Origin of the sequence: Pseudomonas cerasi, from assembly GCF_027983475.1 — a bacterium.
In the GTDB taxonomy this organism is placed as follows: Bacteria; Pseudomonadota; Gammaproteobacteria; order Pseudomonadales; family Pseudomonadaceae; genus Aquipseudomonas; species Aquipseudomonas cerasi.
This window is the reverse complement of the sequence record NZ_JAQJVM010000003.1, coordinates 309,693-329,162: the sequence shown is the minus strand read 5'-3', so window position 1 is coordinate 329,162 and position 19,470 is coordinate 309,693. Positions and strand designations below refer to the sequence as shown.

Here is a 19,470-nt window from a genome sequence, read left to right as displayed (position 1 = left end):
AATGATCGAAAAAAACTACTCAGCCGGGCATGCAAAAAAAAGCACAAAAATAGACGACGAGCAGAAGACCAACAAAGATGATAACCCGCATCTTACAGACATAGATCTATTAACATGGTCAATAAAAACCATCTCAAGATCACCAAAAGAAACATTAGTCGCTGAACTTGGCGTGATTTTCGTATGCGCCATCATGCTGAGTTTTATTTTATGGGCAGGCGGGGACTATTATTTACAAAATCCAGTGCATTCGATCTACCAAATAGTTGCGTTAACCGGCGCCGCCATCTACATCATAGCGTTAGGCGTCCGCCAAAAAACCATCTACAACTACACCATCAAAACCGACAGAGCCCACCTCGAGTACTACCTCCACTACCCCGACTTTGCCTCTTCCTTTTTCAAAGGCATCGCCATCACCGTGATCATGCTGTTCGTATTCGTAGCCATACTCACCGGCTCGCTGCTGTTCCTGATCGGCCCCGTGGCCATTTCCTTTATCGCAGCCATCAAGCTGCTCAACTGGGAAAACCCCGTCCACCATGAACAAAGCCTGCCATGGGCCGAGTACAACTTCGTCACCGTCGACCGAAAGCGCCTCATGATCATCACCCACCGCACCGACGTTACACTTGGCTTCGAGGCCCGCTTCCAGCACGAGGTACTGTTCAATAAATACCTCACGTTTCTCCGAGCCGCGCTCCCCCCAACGGCCGACTTCACTGAAAGGGCCTGGAAGTGGTAGCCCTTACCTGTATCAATAAGCACTCCCCGTAGGCCGCACCACAATCTCGCTCACATCCACCCCGTCCGGCTGCTCGATCGCGTAAACAAGCGCACGTGCGATCGCATCCGGCTCCAGCGCAACCTTTCGAAATGCTTTCATCGCCTCGCGCGCGGTCTCGTCGGAAATCGAGTCGGCCAGTTCTGATTCGACCACTCCGGGGCAGACTACGGTGACGCGGATTTTGTCGGTTTCCTGCCGAAGACCATCGGAGATGGCACGAACAGCGAATTTGGTGGCGCAGTAAACTGCGGCGGTCGGGGAAACGGCGAGGCCGCCGATGGACGAGATGTTGATGATCTGGCCGTGCCCTTGCGCTTGCATGCTCGGCAGCACGGCGGCGATGCCGTGCAGTACGCCGCGCACGTTGACGTCGAGCATCTGGTTCCACTCTGCAATGTTCAGTGCGGCGAGCGGCGACAGGGGCATGACGCCGGCGTTGTTGATGATCACGTCGATCTTGCCGAACGCGTGTGTGGCGAAGTCGGCAAAGGCTTGCATGTCGAGCGCATCGGTCACGTCCAGCGCGCGGAAGCGTGCCGAGCCGCCCTGCGCTTCGATGTCTGCCGCCAACGTCTGCAGACGCTCGATGCGCCGAGCGCCTAGCACCACGTGTGCGCCCTTGGCGGCGATGAGTCGGGCGGCAGCTTCACCAATGCCGCTGCTGGCACCTGTGATCAGTACAACCTTGCCTTGAATGTTCGACATGACTGGCTTTCCTCGTGAGTCATCGTTGGCTCAGTTTCAGCGCGCGGCTCAAACTGATTGCGATGGCCATGCTACGAGTCGCTCATCACTGCGCGCATGCCGATACCTGCGCGACACTTGCCTATTCCTGTCTGTGGGTCTGCCTTACGCTGAATCGCCGCGCAATGGCCGCTATGATGGAGTTCGATGCAAAGGAAAGGCGTGCAGCAACACTGACTTTGGGACGGGGTTCTTCATGGATACACACAATGCCGCGAGCGCTCCGGGCACCGATGTTTGCCGGGCTGAAATCATCCAGTTGCTGACGCAGCGCTTTGCGGCACCCGGTGTTTATGAAACCGCTATTGCACCGCTGCACGTTATCCGCTGCGATGCGCCGTCCGAGCTGATTCATGCGCTGCATCGGCCAGCCCTTTGCGTGATCGTTCAAGGTCGCAAGGAGGTTGCGCTGGGCGATGAGCAGTATGTGTACGACCCGCTCAGCTATCTGGTCGTCGCGGTGACTGTTCCGGTCGCCGGGCGCGTGCTTGAGGCGACTGGCGAGGTGCCCTATCTGTGTATTCGTCTGGATTTCGAGCCTGCGCACATCGCCCAGCTCATTGCGGAGGCGCCACTGAACGGCGTTCCGGACGAGCCGCAGCGGGGCCTGTTTCTTGAGCAGATGGATCAGCCATTGCTGGAGACGGTGTTGAGGCTGGTGCGCCTGCTCGACACGCCTCGCGACATCGGAATGCTCGCGCCCCTTGCACTTAGGGAGCTCTACTATCGGCTGCTACGCGGCAACAACGGGCGGCGACTCTACGAAATCGCAGTCGGGGATTCGCAGACGCACCGCGTTACGCGGGCGGTCGACTGGCTGAACAGTCATTACACCGAGCCGCTGCGCATCGACGAGCTGGCGCGCATGGCCAACCTGGGGAATTCGACGCTGCACCACCGATTCAAGGCGTTGACGGCCATGAGCCCGTTGCAGTATCAGAAAAAGCTGCGCCTGCAAGAAGCTCGACGGCTGATCATCAATGAAGGCCTGGACGCCTCCAGCGCCTGCTATCGCGTCGGCTATGAAAGCCCTTCGCAATTCAGCAGGGAGTACAGCCGCCAGTTTGGCTGCCCGCCCTCAACAGATCTCAGTAGAGTGCGGCAGATCGGCTGACCTCCCCGTCCGGCATCAGCGACCGGGCGCGGCCAACCGCGCATATTGGTCCTGACTGATCCACCCGGTAAACGAGCGATCATTGGCACTGATGAACTCGACCTGAGCCGCGCCATCCTTGAATGCCAGAACCCCGACTACGTCATCCTTGACGATATAAGCGCCTCGGGTGGCCTTGGCATTCGGCGTTTTCTGCAGCCAGGCCTTGTCCGCGGTGACGGTCACCAGACCGACCCACTGTTTGCTGGCGGTCCGGGTCAGATCCATGCCGGTGACGATGTCCGGTACCAACACGTTCATACAGCCAGGATGCTGCTGGCCTTGCTCTATCGTCAGAACCACGCCATCAGCCGAGGCCTTTAGTGTTCCTGGGTAGACGTCATCAAGCCAGGACGACACCGCTGCGCCCTTCCCGGCCTCGACCTTGCCTTGCAGATAGAACGCACAGCTGAATGCCTCGCCGCGCGTCTCCGAGTAATAACCCTCGACTTGATGATCAGGCGTCACGGCCAGCATCAACTGCTCGTATTTGCCGGAATGCAGTGCCGAGTCCTGAGCGAAAACCGACGTGCCAACACACAGCAATAGAGTTGCGGCCAGGGACCAGCGAGTAAGGGGACGTTTGTCAGTCATGCTTCCATCCATAGAACGTTCGAGTAGCCGGGAAGAGTGGCCAGTCCATGACTGGCGCGCCGAGACGTTAGCGTATTTCGGCGCGCAACTGTATCACTGAAATCAGGGGCGATTCATGGCTGCGACGCGAACGCCAGTACACGTTTGAGCATCTCGTCACAGGCGTCAAGTTGCGCGACGCTGATGAACTCGTCCGGCTTGTGCCCCTGCTCCATGCTGCCCGGCCCGCAGACCACTGCCGGGATGCCTGACTGGTCGAACAACCCGCCTTCGGTTCCGAACGCCACCGTGCCGAACGCCCGGGAGCCGCAAAAACCGGCAATCAATTCCGCCGCATGGCTGTGCTGGGGAATATCCAGTCCCGGATAGCTCGACAATTCAGTGAAGCGAATCTCGCTCCGGGCACTGACCGCCTGCATGGCCGGCAACAGTTTTTGCGCGGCGTAGGTGTGCATAGAAGTGACGATCTGCTGCGGGTCCAGGGTGGGGAGCGCACGCACTTCGAAATCGAAACGACACTGTTCGGGCACAATGTTCAACGCCGTGCCGCCGCTGATTACGCCGGTCTGAATGGTCGAAAACGGCGGATCAAAGCGCTCGTCAAGGGCATCAGCTGCCCGTAATGCTTCGCCCAGGCGACCCAGTTCACCGATCAACTGCGCCGCATACTCAATGGCGTTGACGCCACTGGGCGCGTGGGCCGAGTGGCAGGCAGCACCCTGTACATCGCAGCGCACCGCGACCTTGCCTTTGTGGCCGAGTACCGGCTTCAGCTCCGTGGGTTCGCCAATCACGCATAGCATCGGCTTCACCGGCCGCGACCGCAGCGATGCCAGTAACGAGCGTACGCCCAGGCAACCCACTTCCTCGTCGTAGGACAGCGCGATATGCACCGGCATGTGCAGCGATGCCTGGGTCAGCGCCGGAACCAGCGCCAGCACGCAGGCAATGTAGCCTTTCATGTCCGCAGTGCCACGGCCGTAGAGTTTGCCATCCGCTTCGCTCAGTTCGAACGGCGGGAACGTCCATGGCTGGCCGTCGACCGGCACCACGTCAGTGTGGCCGGACAATACGATGCCTGGCACGTCAGCCGGGCCGATGGTGGCGAACAGATTGGCCTTGGTTTTCTGCGCGTTGTAGATCAACTCGCAGGAGACGCCGAAGCGCTCGAGGTATTCACCCACAAAGTCGATCAGGGCCAGATTCGATTCGCGACTGGTGGTGTCGAAGGCCACCAGCCGCGCCAACAGCTCGCGGCTGGAGCTCATCGCTCGTCTCCCGGCACGCCGTAGCCTGGTGCGCCAGCCGGGCTCAGGGCGCGGTCGAGGTAATCCTGCATTTGCGGCTGGTAGGCCTGCCAAAGACGTTTCAGCTCGCCTAGCGGGTCGTGCTCGGCCCAGTCGACGCGCAGATCGACGATGGGCCAGGACTGCTCGCCCACGACTTTCAGCGCCGCCGAATGGACCGGCCCTGCTTCGCCGCCTGCTGCCAGACCGGCCTGCATCGCCTGTAACAAACGCTCTGCCAAGTGCCCGGTTGCCTGCTCGAAGCACTGAATCATCGCGTCGATGACGGCTTGGCTCGCCAGCATGTTGCCAGCCACCACGCACTGATCGCCGCTGCCCGCGTTGTTGATGCCCAGTGTTTCGCTGCCGCTGAAATGCGCGACTCGCCCCTGATGATCAATCGCCGTGATCTGCCGATACTCGCTGAACGGGCTGGCGTTCATGACCTGGTCCAGCGCTTGAGAGGCAGACATGCCCTGCTCCATCAGGTCCAGCGTTTGCGGTCCCAGGGCCGGCAGTGTGATGTTCTGCGACGACACCGCGCCGACACCCGCACGCAGCCAGGGGCAACGCGCGCCTACGGCAATGCTCGACGAGCTGATGGCAATGCCCATCTGGCCGGTTTTGACACAGCGGGCGGCAATGGAAAAAGTCATGGGCAACAGTCCTTATTCAGGGATCACGGCGATCACGTCGATTTCCATCAGCCATTGCGGCTGCCCCAGCGCCGACACCACCAGCCCGGTGGAGATCGGGAACACGCCTTTCAGCCACTTGCCCACTTCGTGATAGACCGGCTCGCGGTAGCGCGGGTCGGTGATGTAAGTGGTGGTCTTGACGATGTGCGACAGGTCACTGCCCGCCTCTTCGAGCAATTGTTTGACGTTTTTCATCGCCTGCTGCGCCTGTGCAGCCGGATCACCGAGGCCGACCAGATTGCCATCGAAATCGGTGCCGACCTGGCCCCTGACGTACACGGTATTGCCCGCGCGCACCGCCTGACACAGGTCGTTGTTCAGGCTTTGATTGGGGTAGGTGTCCTTGGTGTTGAACATGCGGATACGAGTATGAGTCGGCGTAGTCATGGGTAACTCCTGTGGGCATTGAGCGCGATGATCAACCGTTGACGTTGCGCAACGGCACGACGGGGGCCGCACGTTTGCCGGCGTCATAGGAACGGTATTTGTGCTGCGTGGCGATCTGATCGGCGACGTGTTTGGCGTCGTGCCATACGCCCCAGATAAACGCGGAGCCGCGGCGTGACAGCCATGGCAGGCCGACGAAGTACAGGCCTTGCTCGCAGGACACGCCACGCTGGTGACGAGGTTTGCCTTTGCTGTCGAAGGCATCGACCTGCAGCCAGCTGTAATCCAGGGCATAGCCGGTGGCCCAGATGATCGACGTGACGCCTGACTCGATCAGGTCCAGCTCGCTGAGCGGATGGGTGATGCACGGCGCATCCGCCACGCGTTCACGGGCCGACGGCTCCAGCGGCAGGTCCAGGCCATTGCGTGCGGCGTAGGCATCAGCGGCATCGAGCAGCGACAGGTAGTTCGCGTCGCCACTGTCGAGGTTGCTCACCAGATCGTTCTGGAAGTGCACCTTGTTGCCGACGAAGCTTTCGGTCAGGCCCACAAGGTTCATTCCGGCCTGAGCCAGCCGGCGGAAGTCGACCGTATAGCCGCCCCTTGCACCACTGACCGCGATGGTCACGTGTTCCTTGCCGGGCTGCATGGTTTCGCTGTCCCACAACCCCAGCACACCCATCCACCAGCAGAAGTCCCGGCCGCGATAGGCGCGCGGCGGACGGTCGTGAGGGCCGACCGACAAGTACACTTTGCGACCCGAGAGCAGCAGCTCCTCGGCGATTTGCACACCCGAGGAACCAGCGCCGACCACCAGTACGCCGCCCTCGGGCAGTTGTTGCGGATTGAAATAGTGCGCCGAGTGGATCTGATGAAGCGCCTCGTTAACCGGCGCAATCGGCGGGATGACCGGTTTCTGGAACGGCCCTGTCGCCGAGACCAGATGATTGACCACATAGGTGCCGGCACTGGTTTCGACGGTAAAGCCTGCACGCCCGGTATTGCGGGTAACGCGCTTGACTTCGACGCCGGTCTTGATCGGCGCATTGAATTTGCGGGCATAGCGCTCGAAGTACTCGGCCACTTGCTCCTTGCCCGCGAACCCGTCCTGATCCATGGCGAATTCAAGGCCGGGAAACCGGTCATGCCAGGCCGGACCGTTGGCTACCAGCGAGTCCCAGCGGCCACTGCGCCACGCCTCGGCAACGCGGTGTTTTTCAAGCACCAGGTGCTCGATGCCAAGACGGCTCAGGTGTTCGCTGGTGGCCACTCCGGCCTGTCCTGCACCTACGACGAGCGTATCGATTTCTATGATTTTTTCTGTCATCTCGGCATCCCTCGACAGGTGGCTTACGACCTGTTGGACGTAATGAAAAGTGTTGAAACGTCGATGCGCGGGCGCAAAAAGCCCTACGCCATCCGCAGACGCGCATCCAGTCAGTAGCAGGGGCGATCAGTCGACCAAAGAGCGGTCAGCCTGAATCATCAGCAGTTTCATTTCCTCGAAGTGCTGATGAGAGAAATCCGTAATCTTCTGCCAGTCACGGGCGGTCTTCTCGGCGACATCGTCCGCCAGCACCTTGAGCGGCTGGCCGGTGGACCAGGCCGTTACCAGAATCTGGCAAGCGCGCTCCAGGGTCCAGATGTCATCGAAGGCTTCGCCAACGGTGGGCGCGGTGACGATCACGCCGTGGTTGCCCATCAACAAGCGGCTCTTGTCCTCCAGCAAACCGGCCAGTCGAGCGCCCTCGGCGGTCGTGTCGGCCATGCCGCCGTAAAGCTCGTCTACCGCGATGCGGTTGAAGTAGCGCGCAGTGTTCTGATCGATGGGCGGAATATGCGGCTTGGCCAGGCACGCCACGGCTGTGGTGTAGACCGGGTGCAAGTGCAGCACCACGCGCGCATCGGGCAGACGCTGGTGGACCTGGCCGTGAATGGACCATGCCGTCGCATCGACATCAGGGCGATGCGCCGCGTCGGCATCATCGGCGTCGAGCAGCAACAGATCGCTGGCACGTATGCGTGAAAAATGTTTCCACTTCGGGTTGAGCAAAAACTGTTTGCCATCCGCCGAAATGGCCGCGCTGAAGTGGTTGGCGACCGCTTCATGCATACCCAGATGGGCGATGATGCGGAACGTCGCGGCCAGGTCTATGCGCGTCTGCTCTTCGAAATTAAGGGCCATGCTAATTGCTCTCCGGTCGAGCGTGCCTGCCGAACCTGCCAGGCACGTCCTTTGGTTGTCAGGGCTTGGGCATCAGGGCGGCGATGTCATCGGCTGTCGGTGCCTGGAACTTGTATTTCTCCAGCAACGCGGCGTATTCCGGGGTCTTGCTGTACTTCTCAAGGCCGTCTTCCAGGGCCTTGCGGACCTCGTCGTTGCCCTTCTTCACGCCAAAGCCGTTGAGCACCGGGTAAATCAGGGTTTCGGAAGAAATCACCACCCGGCTACCCAGTTTTTCGACCACGCCGCGTGCGACGGCTGCGTCAGTGATCTGCGCTTCGACGGCATGGGCCAGCATGGCCTGGGTGGTCTGTGGGTCGGTGCCGTACTCGCTGATGGCGATTGGTTGCAGGCCGTTCTTCACGCAGTAGTCGGTCGAGAGTTTCTGCAGTTGTTGCAGCCAGGAAGTGGCCGCCATGGAGCCGATCTTGTGGCCACAGAAGTCCTCTGGCGTCTTGGGCTGATAGTCGCTGCCCTTGACCGACAGAATCGCCTCGCCGCTTTTCAGGTAAGGAATCATGTCGATGACTTTCAGGCGGTCGGCTGTGATGTACATCGACGAGTTGGTGATGTCGAAACGTCCGCCCTGCAGCCCGCCGATCAGATTGGGAAAGCGCGTGTCGATGTTCTCGGCCTTGAGCCCCATGACCTTTGCCAGGCCGTCGAGAAACTCGATGTCGAAACCGGCGGGACGGTTCTTGTCCATGTATTCATAGGGGAAGAACGTCATGTCCGAGCCGGCGATGATCTTGCCGGGCTGCTGGAAAGCCGAAGCGGCAGACGAGGACATGGCAACCACCGCGCCCAGCAAAGCCAGGGCTACGGGACGAACAATCAGAGCTGACAGCTTCATAGGTATTCCTCGTGGAGTCATGGAGATCAGGCAACGGCGGCGTCTTTTCCGGCTTGCTGCACGAAAAATGAAGCACCCTTGGGTTTCTGCGGCAGGCGGATATGGTTCTCGGTGCTGCGTACCAGACCGCTCTCCTGGCCAGCGACCATCAACCCGGCATGCTCGCTGGGCAAAGGGTTCTCACCGAACGGCAATGCGTCTTCAGCCGCATAGACGCTGATGAACAGCGTGCGCGGGAACTCGGTTTCGTTGGGGCTTGAAGCATGCAGCAGGCGTGTGTGCATGAAGCACACCGAGCCCGACGGGCCATAGCAGGCGACCGGTTGCTGGCAATGCTGTTCAACCACCGCATCTTCCACGGCACCGGTGAAACGCTCGTTCTGCCAATGCGACCAAAGCGCCTGCTTATGGCTGCCCGGCGCCACGTTCAGCGGGCCGTTTTCGGGGGTCACATCGCTGATCATCAGCAACGCGGTAACCAGGTCATCGTTGCTGTGCGGTGTGAAGAGGAAGTCCTGATGCCACTTCACCTGAGTCGCGGTGTGCGGCAGCTTGGAGTTGATCTTGCTGTGATGAAAACGGGTGCCATTGCCGCCGATCAGCTGCGCCGCGATGGCTGCCATCCGTGACTGGAATGCCGCGTACTGGTAGGCCGGCGAGATCTCCGTGGGCGAAGCCACGCGGCGCAGCGACGGGTGATCCGGCCGATGATCGCTTTCGATGTCGAAGCGCGGACGCCCGTCTTGAGTCTGCCCCCAGGCCTGACTCTGACTGCGGCTGTCGTCGACCCACTGGTCGAAGTCCTGCTGAAGCGCTGCCACTTCATCGGCTGCCAGCACGCCCTCCACTACCAGAAAACCCTGCTCGTGAAACTGGTCAATCTGCCATTGCTCGATCATGTTCTTCTCCTCTTCAACAAGGCCTCAGGCCAGTGAGACATCTTTAAGAAAGGCTTCAACGCGGGAGTGCTGGCCGTCGCGTAGCGCCTGGGGTTTGTCATCGCAGATCACGCGTCCCTTCTCCATAAAGACGATGCGGTCAGAGACCTTGAAGGCGAAGTTCATTTCATGGGTCACGATGACCATCGTGATGCCTTCCTGGGCCAGGGTTTCAATGACCTGCAACACCTCGTTGACCTTCTCCGGGTCGAGCGCCGAGGTGGGCTCGTCGAACAGCATGATTTGCGGGCGCATCATCAGGGCGCGAGCGATGGCGACACGTTGCTGCTGGCCACCCGACAACTGATGCGGGTATTTCCAGGCGTGCTCCAGCATCCCGACCTTGTTCAGCAATTCGTAGGCCTGCTGCTTGAGCTCGGGGACCGGCGCCAGGCGGTGATAACGCGGGGCCAGCAGCAGGTTGTTCAACACCGTCAGGTGCGGAAACAGGTTGAAGCTCTGAAACACCATGCCGATGTTCAGGCGGTAGGCGGCGTTCTCCACGTAACGCGGCTTTTGCGCGCCCTGGCGAACCAGGTGAATGAATGGCTGGCCGTTGATCTTGATGTCGCCGTTGTCGATCTGCTCAAGGCCATTAAGCAGCCGGATCAGCGTGGTTTTGCCCGAGCCTGATGGGCCGATCACCGACACCACCTCGCCGGAATTGATCTGCAGGCTGACCGCACCGAGCACCTCGATGTCGTTGTACGCCTTGTGCAGTCGCGTCGCTTGCAGTGCCGGCCCTTCGAAGTCGATGACAGGACGAGCGACAACCGCCGATTTGCGGCTGGCCAGCTCAAGCATTTCGGCGTCCGGCGTGCGGGTCACCTTGTGCTGCGTGACGTCCAGATAGCGCTCCAGGCGTTTGAGCAGGAAGTCGAATACGGTCACGATCAGCACGTAATAGAACGCCACGGCCGCCATGGTTTCCATCACCAGAAAGTTCTGCGAATACAGGCGCTGACCGACCATCAGGATCTCGGTCAGCGAGATCACTGAAACCAGTGAACTGAGTTTGACGATGGAGATGTATTCGTTGGTCAGCGACGGCAGCGCCACACGCAGCGCCTGCGGGATCACGATCCGCCATTGCGTGCCCACGAAACGCAGGCCCAGTGCCCGGGCAGCTTCGGTCTGGCCCTTGGCGATGGACAGCAGGCCGCCGCGATGAATTTCCGCGACGTAGGCCGTTTCGCACATCACCATGGCAATCAGGCCGGCCCAGAACGGATTGGCCAGCACCGCCGAGGTAGCGGGTACTGCCTGTGGCAAGTTGTAGACAAAGATCAGCAGTACCAGTAACGGCAAACTGCGAAATAACCAGATATAGGCTTTGGCCGGCAAGTTGATCAGCGGCAACGATGATTGTTTGGCCAGCGCCAGAACAAAACCCAGAACAATACTGATAACCCAGGTCAGTACACTGAGTTGAATGACCGTCCAGGTGGCCATCCAGAATTCCGTATCGCTGAACAGGCCAAACATGTATTTCCAATCAAACGTCATTGTCGGCTCGCTCGGCAAATTGAATAGTGATGGGCGACGTCCTGTTGAAGTTGAAACGGGACGCTGTCCGTTTGCCCTTCTGAAGCCATCATGATTGATGCCAGGTCCGGCCGCCAAATAGTAAGTTTTGGCCCGCAGCATAGGAAAATCCTAAGCAGAGATGCCTGTATTCATCTCCAGGGCGGCAGCGCGTTGAAAAGGCTTAGTGATGCTTTAGTGTCACACCGAGTGGATTGCACACTTTTAGGGCGATTGAATAAAGACGCCGCGATAATCGCTCGTAATAGGTGCGCCGCCCGCATTTGCGGGCTTGTCTGGCAAGCGCCTATTATTTAGGGATGCTGCTGAATGACCATGGCCAGCGGCGGGCTCAACTAATACCGCAAGACGCAAGCGGCTGGCACGCTCCTCGCTAAGCATAGGTAAAAGCTATTCAAGTGCAGCCGTCCAGGGTCTGCTCAGCACGAGGTAACACGTGGCTCACTTCACCTTGAAACAGCTCAAGTATTTCGTGACAGCGGTCGAAATGGACAGCATTGCCGAGGCCTCGCGACAGTTGCATATTTCGCAGCCGTCTATTTCCGTCGCCATCAAAAACCTCGAAGAAGCCTTCAATCAGCCGCTGTTTGTCCGTCACCACGCTCAAGGTGTTTCGCTAACTTCCGGTGGCGGGAAAGTGTATGAGAAAGCCAAGGAGTTGCTGCGACTTTCCGAAGAGCTCGAACAAAACTCCCGGGCTGAAAACAAACATGTCTCCGGCACTATCGCCATTGGCTGTTTTGAATCGGCCGCCCCGCTTTACATGCCCAGACTGGTGGCCGGTTTCAAGCGCTTATACCCGGACGTCACCATTCAGCTCTATGACGGCGAGCAACATGAACTGATGCACGGGCTGCACCGTGGGCGCTTCGATCTGGCGTTTCTGTACGACCTGGAACTGGGAACCACGATCAACAAGGAGGAATTGAATGCACCGCACAAGCCCTATGCGCTGCTGCCGGCAGCCCACCCTCTGGCGAAGAAAAAAACCGTGACCTTGCTGGAGCTGAGCCACGAACCGATGATCCTGCTCGACGCCGTACCCAGCAGGACCTACTTCATCGATATCTTCACGGAAAAGGGCTACGCGCCGGTGGTCGCGTACAGTTCACCATCGATCGAAATGGTGCGCTGTATGGTCGGCCAGGGCCTGGGGTTTTCGGTGCTGGTCACGCGCCCAAGAACCAACATGACCTACGACGGCGAGCTGCTGGTGCAGCTCGATATCGAAGACGACATGCCCGCCTCCACCCTGGTCATGGCCTACCTGCGCAACAACCAGCCAACCCGTGCGACACGCCTGTTCATGGATTACTGCCGGACCATCGAGCTGGCACCGCCTGCAGCCTGAAGGCGCTTGCGAAGCGTGCAACGAATGCTGGCTGAACCTGCAACTGACTCACCACCTGGGCAAGACAGAAATGGAAAAGGCCGTTCAGATTCGCGAGCAGGTCAGGTGCCTGGCTCGCTGTGCATGACAATGTTCAGCGCTGCAGCGCACTGACTGCAAAACAAGGAAAGCTTATTCGGCTTTTTCAGGCCCTGCGGCCCCGGCGGCCTTTTCTTCCAACTCGGCCATCTTGGCCTCCAGCGCTTCCAGGCGGGCGCGGGTGCGGGCGAGGACGGCCATCTGGCTGTCGAACTCTTCACGGCTGACCAGATCCAGTTTGCTGAAGCCGCTTTGCAGCAGGGCCTTGAACTGGGTTTCGAATTCGCTACGCGGTACAGGCGTTTCGCCATTGAACAGGCGAGAGGCGTGGCCGCTGAGAGCGTCAAGAAAGGCTTTGGGCGCGAGCATGGTGATTTTCCTGAATCAGAGGGCGGCAGTGTAACACGCAGTGTCTATAGTCACTTCCAGGTGCGCGATGCACGCTTATGGAGCGCCATGACGGGCACATGAGCACCATTGCTGTGCATTCGCTCCTTGATGGACCCTGCAAGGTCGTGCAAAACCAGCCCAAGAGCCTGTATTCAATGAATATTCGCGAGATGGCAAGCTTTCTGCTTAGTGGCTTATGACCCATGCACTGATGCAGTCGCTGTGACGAATGCAGTGCGGCAGGCGGAGCGGGGAAGTGTTTCGTCAGAAGCGGTTTTCTGGAGTTGGTCTGGCCTGATCAGGCGGCCAGCACGTTACAAAGCCAGACACTGCGCTTAGACTTGAGTCGGGTTTGTTTTCCTGGGGCAAGTCCACCAAATTCGGGAGAAAGTTTTCATGAAGCTAGTCACTGCCATCATCAAGCCGTTCAAACTGGATGACGTGCGCGAGTCGTTGTCTGAAATCGGCGTGCAGGGCATCACCGTCACTGAAGTCAAAGGCTTCGGGCGTCAGAAGGGTCACACTGAGCTTTATCGCGGTGCTGAATACGTCGTCGACTTCCTTCCCAAAGTGAAGATCGATGTCGCCATCGATGACAAGGATCTGGATCGTGTCATCGAAGCCATAACCAAGGCTGCCAACACTGGCAAGATCGGTGACGGCAAGATTTTCGTGGTCAATCTGGAACAGGCCATCCGCATCCGTACCGGCGAGACCGATACAGACGCTATTTAAGCCGCCAAACCCAACGCCCCAGGAGAAAACAATATGACTCTGCGTCAATTCGCAGGGCTCGGTGCCCTGTTGTCCCTCGCATTACCTGGTCTTGCCCTGGCGGCTGACCCAGTGGCCGAGCCGGTGCTGAACTCTGGCGACACTGCATGGATGCTGACCTCGACCGCTCTGGTCCTGTTCATGACCATCCCCGGTCTCGCGCTGTTCTACGGCGGCATGGTTCGTTCCAAGAACATTCTGTCGGTGATGATGCAGTGCTTCGCCATTACCGGCCTGATCAGCATCCTGTGGGTCGTCTACGGCTACAGCATCGCGTTTGACACAACCGGCATGGAAGCGGGCGTCGTCAACTTCAATTCCTTCTTTGGCGGTATGGGTAAAGCGTTCCTGGCAGGTATCACGCCGGCAAGCATTACCGGTCCTGCTGCGTTGTTCCCTGAGGCGGTGTTCGTCACCTTCCAGATGACCTTCGCAATCATCACCCCTGCCCTGATTGTCGGTGCTTTCGCAGAACGCATGAAATTCTCCGCGATGCTGGTGTTCATGGGTATCTGGTTCACTCTGGTCTACGCGCCAATCGCCCACATGGTCTGGGGCGGCGTCGGTGGTTTGCTGTGGGACTGGGGCGTTCTGGACTTCGCTGGCGGCACCGTCGTACACATCAACGCCGGTATAGCCGGTCTGGTGGCCTGCCTGGTACTGGGCAAGCGCAAAGGTTTCCCGACCACACCGATGGCACCGCACAACCTGGGTTACACCCTGATCGGCGCAGCGATGCTCTGGGTCGGCTGGTTCGGCTTCAACGCCGGCTCCGCGGCTGCAGCCAACGGCACTGCCGGTATGGCCATGCTGGTTACTCAAATCGCTACCGCGGCCGCCGCACTGGGCTGGATGTTCGCCGAGTGGCTGACTCACGGTAAGCCAAGTGCTCTGGGTATCGCTTCGGGCGTGGTTGCCGGTCTGGTTGCCATTACCCCTGCCGCCGGTACCGTTGGCCCGATGGGCGCTTTGATCATCGGTCTGGCAGCGGGCGTGATCTGCTTCTTCTGCGCAACCAGCCTCAAGCGCAAGCTGGGCTACGACGACTCCCTGGATGCGTTCGGCGTTCACGGCATCGGCGGTATCGTCGGCGCGATCCTGACCGGCGTGTTCGCAGCACCTGCACTGGGCGGTTTCGGCACCGTGACTGACATCGGTGCTCAGGTCTGGATTCAATTCAAGGGCGTTGCGTTCACCGTTGTCTACACCGCAATCGTGACCTTCATCATCCTCAAGGTGCTGGATGCGGTCATGGGGCTGCGCGTCACCGACGAGGAAGAGTCTGTCGGTCTGGACCTTGCGCAACACAACGAGCGTGGCTACAACTTGTAAGCTTCGGCCTACGTAAAAAAGAATGCCCGGTCTCCGGGCATTTTTTTGTCTGACGTTTGTGGATATACCGCCGCTTTTTGCTGTCATTGATCTTGCCCGTGTCAATGATTTCGGCACCGTGACGCAGCGCAGGTAACGAGGTTGCGACAGTCTTCGTCAACTTGCAGGGAAGCCGGTTTATTGCGCGCTTTGCTTTTTTCTCAGTCGAGTTAGAATGCGCGCCGAAGGTGCGGAGAACGGTATGTGGCATCAATCCAGGATTGCCTTGCGGGCCAGGCCCCGCGGGTTCCATCTGGTGACTGACGAGATAGTCGCGGGTTTGCCCGCATTACGCGATTGTCGTGTCGGGCTACTGCATGTATGGCTGCAACATACCTCGGCTTCGTTGACCGTCAACGAAAATGCCGATCCGGCGGTACGTCGCGACTTTGAGCGTTTTTTCAACCGTCTGGTGCCCCAGGGCGTGGACGGCTACGAACATGACGACGAAGGCCCTGATGACTTGCCAGCGCATTTCAAGGCCAGTCTGCTGGGCTGCCAGTTGCTGTTGCCGGTTACGGCTGGGCGACTGGCGCTGGGCACCTGGCAAGGTATTTACCTGGGCGAACATCGAGACGCTGGTGGATCTCGTAACGTCCTGGCCACCCTTCAGGGTGAGTAGACATCACCGCTGAGATCAGCGGTTGTTGAATTTTTCCGATCGCCTTAGCATTTCCGGGCGGTTGGGCTATAACTAATCAGCTTTCGCAAGTCATGAGGTACAACATGAGCGACGACGACGATATTAAGGATGATCTGGAAGACGATCTGGACGGCGAAGAAGACGATGGTCTCGCAGCTGCCTCCCCGGAAGACGAAGCAGCCGAACCAGACGATTCCGACGTTCCGGCGGCACCCGCAAAAGGCAAGGCCAAGGCTGCTGTCTCGGTCGATGAACTGCCCAGCGTAGAAGCCAAGAACAAGGAACGTGATGCGCTGGCACGTGCCATGGAAGAATTCCTGGCGCGTGGCGGCAAGGTGCAGGAAGTGGAGGCCAACGTGGTCGCCGATCCGCCCAAGAAGCCTGACAACAAATACGGTAGCCGCCCTATCTGAGGCTGCATGGCTGTATGAGGAAAGCCCGCCGTCGCTGCGGGCTTTTCTATGCGCGCCTGTCAGTGCGCTTTCAGGCCCAGCGCGCCAGCACCTCGGGCAGTTGCGACAGGTTGTGGATCTCGGCATCCGGCAGTCGATCCGCATCCCAGGCCTTGCCCTGCGGGTTGTACCAGATGGCGCGCATGCCAGCCTGCTGGGCGCCTGCGATATCGTCCCTGGGGTGGTCGCCGACATGCACCGCCGAGCCGGCATCGACCCTTGCGCGGCGTAGCGCCTCCACGAACGGCGCCGGGTCAGGCTTGCCGATGCCCAGGTCCTCGGCGCACAGCGCGAAGGCAAAGTAGTCTGCCAGTCCTAAACGACGCACATCGGCATTGCCATTGGTAATCACGCCCAGCGTGAAGGTCTTGGCAAGAATTTCCAGCATCGGTTGCACCTCAGGGAAAATCTGCACCTGATGGCGGCCATGCAGGAAGACCTCAAAGCCCCGGTCGGCCAGGTCCTGTGCCGCGTCAGGGTCGTAACCGGCATCTTCGAGTGCATGGAACAGCACGCGGCGGCGTAAGGCGCTGATGCGGTGCTTGAAGGACGGGTCTTCAGCCACGAGACGCGAGCGGATTTCCCACAGGTGCTCGACAGGAACCGCCCCCAGCCTGGGCGCGTGTTCGCCCAGCCAGTCACGCAATGTGACCTCGGCACCGGCAATGGCAGGAGCGGTGTCCCAGAGCGTGTCGTCAAGATCAAACGTCACCAGCTTAATCATCTGCAGCTCCTTTACGTTTGGCTCGGGGATGGGCGCTGTCATAAACAGTAGCCAAATGCTGGAAATCCAGGTGCGTGTATATCTGCGTGGTCTTGATATCCGCATGACCCAGCAATTCCTGCACGGCGCGCAAGTCCTGTGACGATTCGAGCAGATGGCTGGCGAAGGAGTGACGCAGCATGTGCGGGTGCAGATTCTGCCCCAGCTCTCGCTCACCGGCCGCCTTGAGTCGCACCTGAATCGCGCGCGGGCCCAGGCGCCTGCCTTGCAGGCTGACAAATACCGCATCGTCTTGCGGATGGGTCAGGGCGCGTAACGGCAACCAGACTTCCAGTGCCTGACGCGCCTTGCTGCCCACAGGCAATACGCGGGTCTTGCTGCCCTTCCCCAGCACCTGCACCAGACCGTCGCGCAGGTCCAGTTGATCGAGGTTCAAGCCGGTCAGTTCGGACAATCGCAACCCTGATGAGTAAAGCAGCTCCAGAATGGCCTGATCGCGGTGCGCCAGAAAATCATCTTCAACGCCGCCGTCCAGCAATTGTGCGGTGCGGTCGGTGTCCAGGGTCTTGGGCAGACGCCGCTCGCCCTTGGGCGGTGACAGGCCGTTTGCCGGGTCGTGCTGGCAGATGCCTTCGCGATTGAGGTACTTGTAGAAGCCGCGCACCGCCGACAGCATCCGCGCCAGGCTGCGTGAAGACTGGCCCTGCTGGTGCTGGCGGGCAGTGAAGCTGCGCAGGTGCTGGATATCGAGGTCACTCCAGCTCGACAACCGGGCCTTCTGGCAATACGCCAGAACCTTGCCCAGATCGCGCCGGTAGGCTTCCAGCGTGTGAGGCGACACCTGGCGCTCACTGCGCAGGTGCATGCAGTAGGCGTCCAGATGCTGTTCCATGGCTAGCGAACCGAGCGTAATGAGTGGGCGAAGCGCGGCAGCAGGCGGCTCAGCACGTCGGCGATATAGCTGAGAAACAGGGTGCCGACCGAGCTTTTGTAATGCTGCGGATCGCGGCTGCCGATGGCCAGCACGCCATGCAGGCCCAGATGATTGAGGCTGGCGATGGCGGTCGAACCGACCTCCTTGCCCTGTTCTGCACCAAACAGAAACGCCAGTTCATGCTCACGCAGGGCGCCGCAGATGATCTTCTCGCCAATCAGGCCGCCGATGGCTTTCTGTGCTTCGGCACCGCTGACCCAGCGCCCCACGGGCATCGGGCTGTCGCTGAACAGGATCAGGCTGACGAAGGGCACCTGAAAGTCCTGACGCAGGCTGTCTTCGACGGCGATGACCAGCTCGTCCAGGCTGGTCGCATCCATCAGCGCGAGGTTCAGGCGTCGGGTCTTCTCGAACAGGCGGTCGTTGTCCCGTGCGACGTCCATCAATTGCGACAGGCGATGGCGCATTTCGATATTGCGCTCGCGCAGCAGCTTGAGCTGACGTTCGACCAGCGAAACGGTGTCGCCACGCTGGTGCGGGATGCGCATCGACACCAGCAGCTCGTCGTGCTCGGCGAAGAAGTCCGGGTGCTCGAGCAGGAAGGCGATGACCGCCTCTGCTTCAAGGTCTGGCGCTGCGCTATCGACAGGCGATTCGCAGGGGGTGCCTGTTGAAGCGGGAGGTTGATCGGTCATGGTACTTACTCACTCAAAGACGAACTTGGCCTTCATAAACCCTGACTGCGGGGCCGGTCATCATGACAGAATGTCCCGGCCCAGCCCATTCGATGGACAGGCGCCCTCCGGGCAGGTCGATCAGCAGTGGCGAATCCATCCAGCCCTGACTGATGGCAGCGACAGCCGCCGCACAGGCACCGGTTCCACACGCCTGGGTTTCCCCGGCGCCGCGTTCCCAGACACGCAACTGCGCCCGCTGACGGTCCACAACGTGGAGAAAGCCGACGTTGACCCGGGCCGGAAAGCGCGGGTGATGCTCGATCTTCGGCCCCAGCTCATGCACCGGTGCGTTATTGATGTCATCGACCCGCAGCACGGCATGCGGATTGCCCATGGACACAGCCGCCATTTCGATATTCTGCCCGTCGACGTCAACGGTGTAACAGGTGGCCTGCTCCGCTGCTGCGAAAGGTATCTCTTCGGGGACAAACCTTGGCGGTCCCATGTCGACGCTGATCTGCCCGTCGCTGCGGATATCCAGTTCGATGATGCCGCTCTTGGTCTCGACGCGGATCTGCTTCTTGGCCGTCAGACGCTTGTCGAGTACAAAACGGGCAAAGCAGCGCGCGCCGTTGCCGCATTGTTCGACTTCGGAGCCGTCTGAATTGAAGATTCGATAGCGAAAGTCCACATCCGGGTTGTTCGGCGCCTCGACCAGCAAAAGCTGATCGAAACCGATACCGGTGTGGCGGTCGCCCCATTGTTTGGCGTGCTTGGGCAAGATATGCGCGTGCTGACTCACAAGGTCAAGGACCATGAAGTCGTTACCCAGCCCGTGCATCTTGGTAAAACGCAGCAGCATGGGGG

General features: G+C 59.7%; 22 protein-coding genes. 7 read left to right on the top strand and 15 right to left on the bottom strand.

Annotated elements, in window-relative coordinates; genetic code table 11:
• The first annotated feature begins 1 nt into the window (after position 1).
• Positions 2-745: a hypothetical protein gene (locus tag PI739_RS17725; RefSeq protein WP_003434974.1), complete on the top strand. Its 744-nt coding sequence runs from the start codon at positions 2-4 to the stop codon at positions 743-745.
• A 12-nt stretch (positions 746-757) separates the two neighbouring features.
• Here PI739_RS17725 and PI739_RS17720 read toward each other — a convergent pair whose 3' ends face one another.
• Complete coding sequence (locus PI739_RS17720; RefSeq protein WP_044310523.1) at positions 758-1,492, bottom strand: SDR family oxidoreductase; 735 nt, start codon at positions 1,490-1,492, stop codon at positions 758-760.
• 235 nt (positions 1,493-1,727) lie between these two features.
• On the opposite strand from PI739_RS17720, the gene PI739_RS17715 reads away from it, so the two are divergent.
• Positions 1,728-2,645 carry an AraC family transcriptional regulator gene (locus PI739_RS17715; protein ID WP_072365197.1) on the top strand — a complete coding sequence of 306 codons (918 nt, stop codon included), beginning with the start codon at positions 1,728-1,730 and terminating at the stop codon, positions 2,643-2,645.
• Positions 2,646-2,660: 15 nt separating this feature from the next.
• Here PI739_RS17715 and PI739_RS17710 read toward each other — a convergent pair whose 3' ends face one another.
• From PI739_RS17710 to PI739_RS17670, 9 genes are all read right to left on the bottom strand, one after another.
• Complete coding sequence (locus PI739_RS17710) at positions 2,661-3,278, bottom strand: hypothetical protein (RefSeq protein ID WP_058416112.1); 618 nt, start codon at positions 3,276-3,278, stop codon at positions 2,661-2,663.
• A gap of 113 nt (positions 3,279-3,391) precedes the next feature.
• Positions 3,392-4,546: an acetylornithine deacetylase gene (argE, locus tag PI739_RS17705; protein ID WP_003367518.1), complete on the bottom strand. Its 1,155-nt coding sequence runs from the start codon at positions 4,544-4,546 to the stop codon at positions 3,392-3,394.
• Entirely contained in the window at positions 4,543-5,220 is a 678-nt protein-coding gene (locus PI739_RS17700; RefSeq protein ID WP_271352070.1) for a DUF1028 domain-containing protein, read from the bottom strand. Before PI739_RS17700 ends, argE begins: the two co-directional genes overlap by 4 nt.
• A gap of 12 nt (positions 5,221-5,232) precedes the next feature.
• Positions 5,233-5,649 carry a RidA family protein gene (locus tag PI739_RS17695; RefSeq protein ID WP_003408344.1) on the bottom strand — a complete coding sequence of 139 codons (417 nt, stop codon included), beginning with the start codon at positions 5,647-5,649 and terminating at the stop codon, positions 5,233-5,235.
• Between the two features lie 31 nt (positions 5,650-5,680).
• Positions 5,681-6,976 (bottom strand): flavin-containing monooxygenase, encoded by a 1,296-nt coding sequence (locus PI739_RS17690; protein ID WP_058397862.1) that lies wholly within the window; start codon positions 6,974-6,976, stop codon positions 5,681-5,683.
• A gap of 126 nt (positions 6,977-7,102) precedes the next feature.
• Positions 7,103-7,834: a class II aldolase and adducin N-terminal domain-containing protein gene (locus PI739_RS17685; protein WP_122265952.1), complete on the bottom strand. Its 732-nt coding sequence runs from the start codon at positions 7,832-7,834 to the stop codon at positions 7,103-7,105.
• Positions 7,835-7,892: 58 nt separating this feature from the next.
• Positions 7,893-8,726 carry a transporter substrate-binding domain-containing protein gene (locus PI739_RS17680; RefSeq protein WP_003367532.1) on the bottom strand — a complete coding sequence of 278 codons (834 nt, stop codon included), beginning with the start codon at positions 8,724-8,726 and terminating at the stop codon, positions 7,893-7,895.
• A 26-nt stretch (positions 8,727-8,752) separates the two neighbouring features.
• Positions 8,753-9,625, bottom strand: a complete 873-nt coding sequence (locus PI739_RS17675) for a phytanoyl-CoA dioxygenase family protein (RefSeq protein WP_096107923.1) — start codon at positions 9,623-9,625, stop codon at positions 8,753-8,755.
• 24 nt (positions 9,626-9,649) lie between these two features.
• Positions 9,650-11,170, bottom strand: a complete 1,521-nt coding sequence (locus PI739_RS17670) for an amino acid ABC transporter permease/ATP-binding protein (RefSeq protein WP_271352069.1) — start codon at positions 11,168-11,170, stop codon at positions 9,650-9,652.
• 526 nt (positions 11,171-11,696) lie between these two features.
• On the opposite strand from PI739_RS17670, the gene PI739_RS17665 reads away from it, so the two are divergent.
• A complete protein-coding gene (locus tag PI739_RS17665) occupies positions 11,697-12,560 on the top strand; it encodes a LysR family transcriptional regulator (protein WP_044310527.1) in 864 nt (287 codons plus the stop codon).
• Between the two features lie 171 nt (positions 12,561-12,731).
• Here PI739_RS17665 and PI739_RS17660 read toward each other — a convergent pair whose 3' ends face one another.
• Positions 12,732-13,007: an accessory factor UbiK family protein gene (locus PI739_RS17660; RefSeq protein WP_003367538.1), complete on the bottom strand. Its 276-nt coding sequence runs from the start codon at positions 13,005-13,007 to the stop codon at positions 12,732-12,734.
• 417 nt (positions 13,008-13,424) lie between these two features.
• Between PI739_RS17660 and glnK the strand changes: the two genes are divergently transcribed.
• The 4 genes from glnK (at position 13,425) to sutA (ending at position 16,229) form a co-directional block, all read left to right on the top strand.
• Positions 13,425-13,763: a P-II family nitrogen regulator gene (gene glnK / locus PI739_RS17655; RefSeq protein ID WP_002555808.1), complete on the top strand. Its 339-nt coding sequence runs from the start codon at positions 13,425-13,427 to the stop codon at positions 13,761-13,763.
• Between the two features lie 33 nt (positions 13,764-13,796).
• Positions 13,797-15,134 carry an ammonium transporter gene (locus PI739_RS17650; protein ID WP_003435008.1) on the top strand — a complete coding sequence of 446 codons (1,338 nt, stop codon included), beginning with the start codon at positions 13,797-13,799 and terminating at the stop codon, positions 15,132-15,134.
• A 241-nt stretch (positions 15,135-15,375) separates the two neighbouring features.
• Positions 15,376-15,795 (top strand): secondary thiamine-phosphate synthase enzyme YjbQ, encoded by a 420-nt coding sequence (locus PI739_RS17645; protein WP_003367544.1) that lies wholly within the window; start codon positions 15,376-15,378, stop codon positions 15,793-15,795.
• A gap of 104 nt (positions 15,796-15,899) precedes the next feature.
• Entirely contained in the window at positions 15,900-16,229 is a 330-nt protein-coding gene (gene sutA / locus PI739_RS17640) for a dormancy-specific transcriptional regulator SutA (RefSeq protein WP_003367546.1), read from the top strand.
• Positions 16,230-16,299: 70 nt separating this feature from the next.
• On the opposite strand, the gene PI739_RS17635 is transcribed toward sutA, so the two are convergent.
• Genes PI739_RS17635 through dapF form a run of 4 tightly spaced genes read right to left on the bottom strand, consistent with a single transcriptional unit; the run spans position 16,300 to position 19,465 of the window.
• A complete protein-coding gene (locus tag PI739_RS17635; protein WP_003435013.1) occupies positions 16,300-16,992 on the bottom strand; it encodes an HAD family hydrolase in 693 nt (230 codons plus the stop codon).
• A complete protein-coding gene (gene xerC / locus PI739_RS17630; protein WP_003367550.1) occupies positions 16,985-17,884 on the bottom strand; it encodes a tyrosine recombinase XerC in 900 nt (299 codons plus the stop codon). The genes PI739_RS17635 and xerC overlap by 8 nt, the downstream gene beginning before the upstream one ends.
• Before the next feature lie 2 nt (positions 17,885-17,886).
• Positions 17,887-18,621: a DUF484 family protein gene (locus tag PI739_RS17625; protein WP_003367552.1), complete on the bottom strand. Its 735-nt coding sequence runs from the start codon at positions 18,619-18,621 to the stop codon at positions 17,887-17,889.
• Between the two features lie 13 nt (positions 18,622-18,634).
• Complete coding sequence (gene dapF / locus PI739_RS17620; RefSeq protein WP_096120175.1) at positions 18,635-19,465, bottom strand: diaminopimelate epimerase; 831 nt, start codon at positions 19,463-19,465, stop codon at positions 18,635-18,637.
• Positions 19,466-19,470 lie beyond the last annotated feature (5 nt).

What these genes read in the sequence shown, in the direction of transcription:
- PI739_RS17725 (WP_003434974.1), top strand. Translation starts at nt 2, where the DNA reads ATGATCGAAAAAAACTACTCAGCCGGGCATGCAAAAAAAAGCACAAAA.
- PI739_RS17720 (WP_044310523.1), bottom strand. Translation starts at nt 1,492, where the DNA reads ATGTCGAACATTCAAGGCAAGGTTGTACTGATCACAGGTGCCAGCAGC.
- PI739_RS17715 (WP_072365197.1), top strand. Translation starts at nt 1,728, where the DNA reads ATGGATACACACAATGCCGCGAGCGCTCCGGGCACCGATGTTTGCCGG.
- PI739_RS17710 (WP_058416112.1), bottom strand. Translation starts at nt 3,278, where the DNA reads ATGACTGACAAACGTCCCCTTACTCGCTGGTCCCTGGCCGCAACTCTA.
- argE (WP_003367518.1), bottom strand. Translation starts at nt 4,546, where the DNA reads ATGAGCTCCAGCCGCGAGCTGTTGGCGCGGCTGGTGGCCTTCGACACC.
- PI739_RS17700 (WP_271352070.1), bottom strand. Translation starts at nt 5,220, where the DNA reads ATGACTTTTTCCATTGCCGCCCGCTGTGTCAAAACCGGCCAGATGGGC.
- PI739_RS17695 (WP_003408344.1), bottom strand. Translation starts at nt 5,649, where the DNA reads ATGACTACGCCGACTCATACTCGTATCCGCATGTTCAACACCAAGGAC.
- PI739_RS17690 (WP_058397862.1), bottom strand. Translation starts at nt 6,976, where the DNA reads ATGACAGAAAAAATCATAGAAATCGATACGCTCGTCGTAGGTGCAGGA.
- PI739_RS17685 (WP_122265952.1), bottom strand. Translation starts at nt 7,834, where the DNA reads ATGGCCCTTAATTTCGAAGAGCAGACGCGCATAGACCTGGCCGCGACG.
- PI739_RS17680 (WP_003367532.1), bottom strand. Translation starts at nt 8,726, where the DNA reads ATGAAGCTGTCAGCTCTGATTGTTCGTCCCGTAGCCCTGGCTTTGCTG.
- PI739_RS17675 (WP_096107923.1), bottom strand. Translation starts at nt 9,625, where the DNA reads ATGATCGAGCAATGGCAGATTGACCAGTTTCACGAGCAGGGTTTTCTG.
- PI739_RS17670 (WP_271352069.1), bottom strand. Translation starts at nt 11,170, where the DNA reads ATGACGTTTGATTGGAAATACATGTTTGGCCTGTTCAGCGATACGGAA.
- PI739_RS17665 (WP_044310527.1), top strand. Translation starts at nt 11,697, where the DNA reads ATGGACAGCATTGCCGAGGCCTCGCGACAGTTGCATATTTCGCAGCCG.
- PI739_RS17660 (WP_003367538.1), bottom strand. Translation starts at nt 13,007, where the DNA reads ATGCTCGCGCCCAAAGCCTTTCTTGACGCTCTCAGCGGCCACGCCTCT.
- glnK (WP_002555808.1), top strand. Translation starts at nt 13,425, where the DNA reads ATGAAGCTAGTCACTGCCATCATCAAGCCGTTCAAACTGGATGACGTG.
- PI739_RS17650 (WP_003435008.1), top strand. Translation starts at nt 13,797, where the DNA reads ATGACTCTGCGTCAATTCGCAGGGCTCGGTGCCCTGTTGTCCCTCGCA.
- PI739_RS17645 (WP_003367544.1), top strand. Translation starts at nt 15,376, where the DNA reads ATGTGGCATCAATCCAGGATTGCCTTGCGGGCCAGGCCCCGCGGGTTC.
- sutA (WP_003367546.1), top strand. Translation starts at nt 15,900, where the DNA reads ATGAGCGACGACGACGATATTAAGGATGATCTGGAAGACGATCTGGAC.
- PI739_RS17635 (WP_003435013.1), bottom strand. Translation starts at nt 16,992, where the DNA reads ATGATTAAGCTGGTGACGTTTGATCTTGACGACACGCTCTGGGACACC.
- xerC (WP_003367550.1), bottom strand. Translation starts at nt 17,884, where the DNA reads ATGGAACAGCATCTGGACGCCTACTGCATGCACCTGCGCAGTGAGCGC.
- PI739_RS17625 (WP_003367552.1), bottom strand. Translation starts at nt 18,621, where the DNA reads ATGACCGATCAACCTCCCGCTTCAACAGGCACCCCCTGCGAATCGCCT.
- dapF (WP_096120175.1), bottom strand. Translation starts at nt 19,465, where the DNA reads ATGCTGCTGCGTTTTACCAAGATGCACGGGCTGGGTAACGACTTCATG.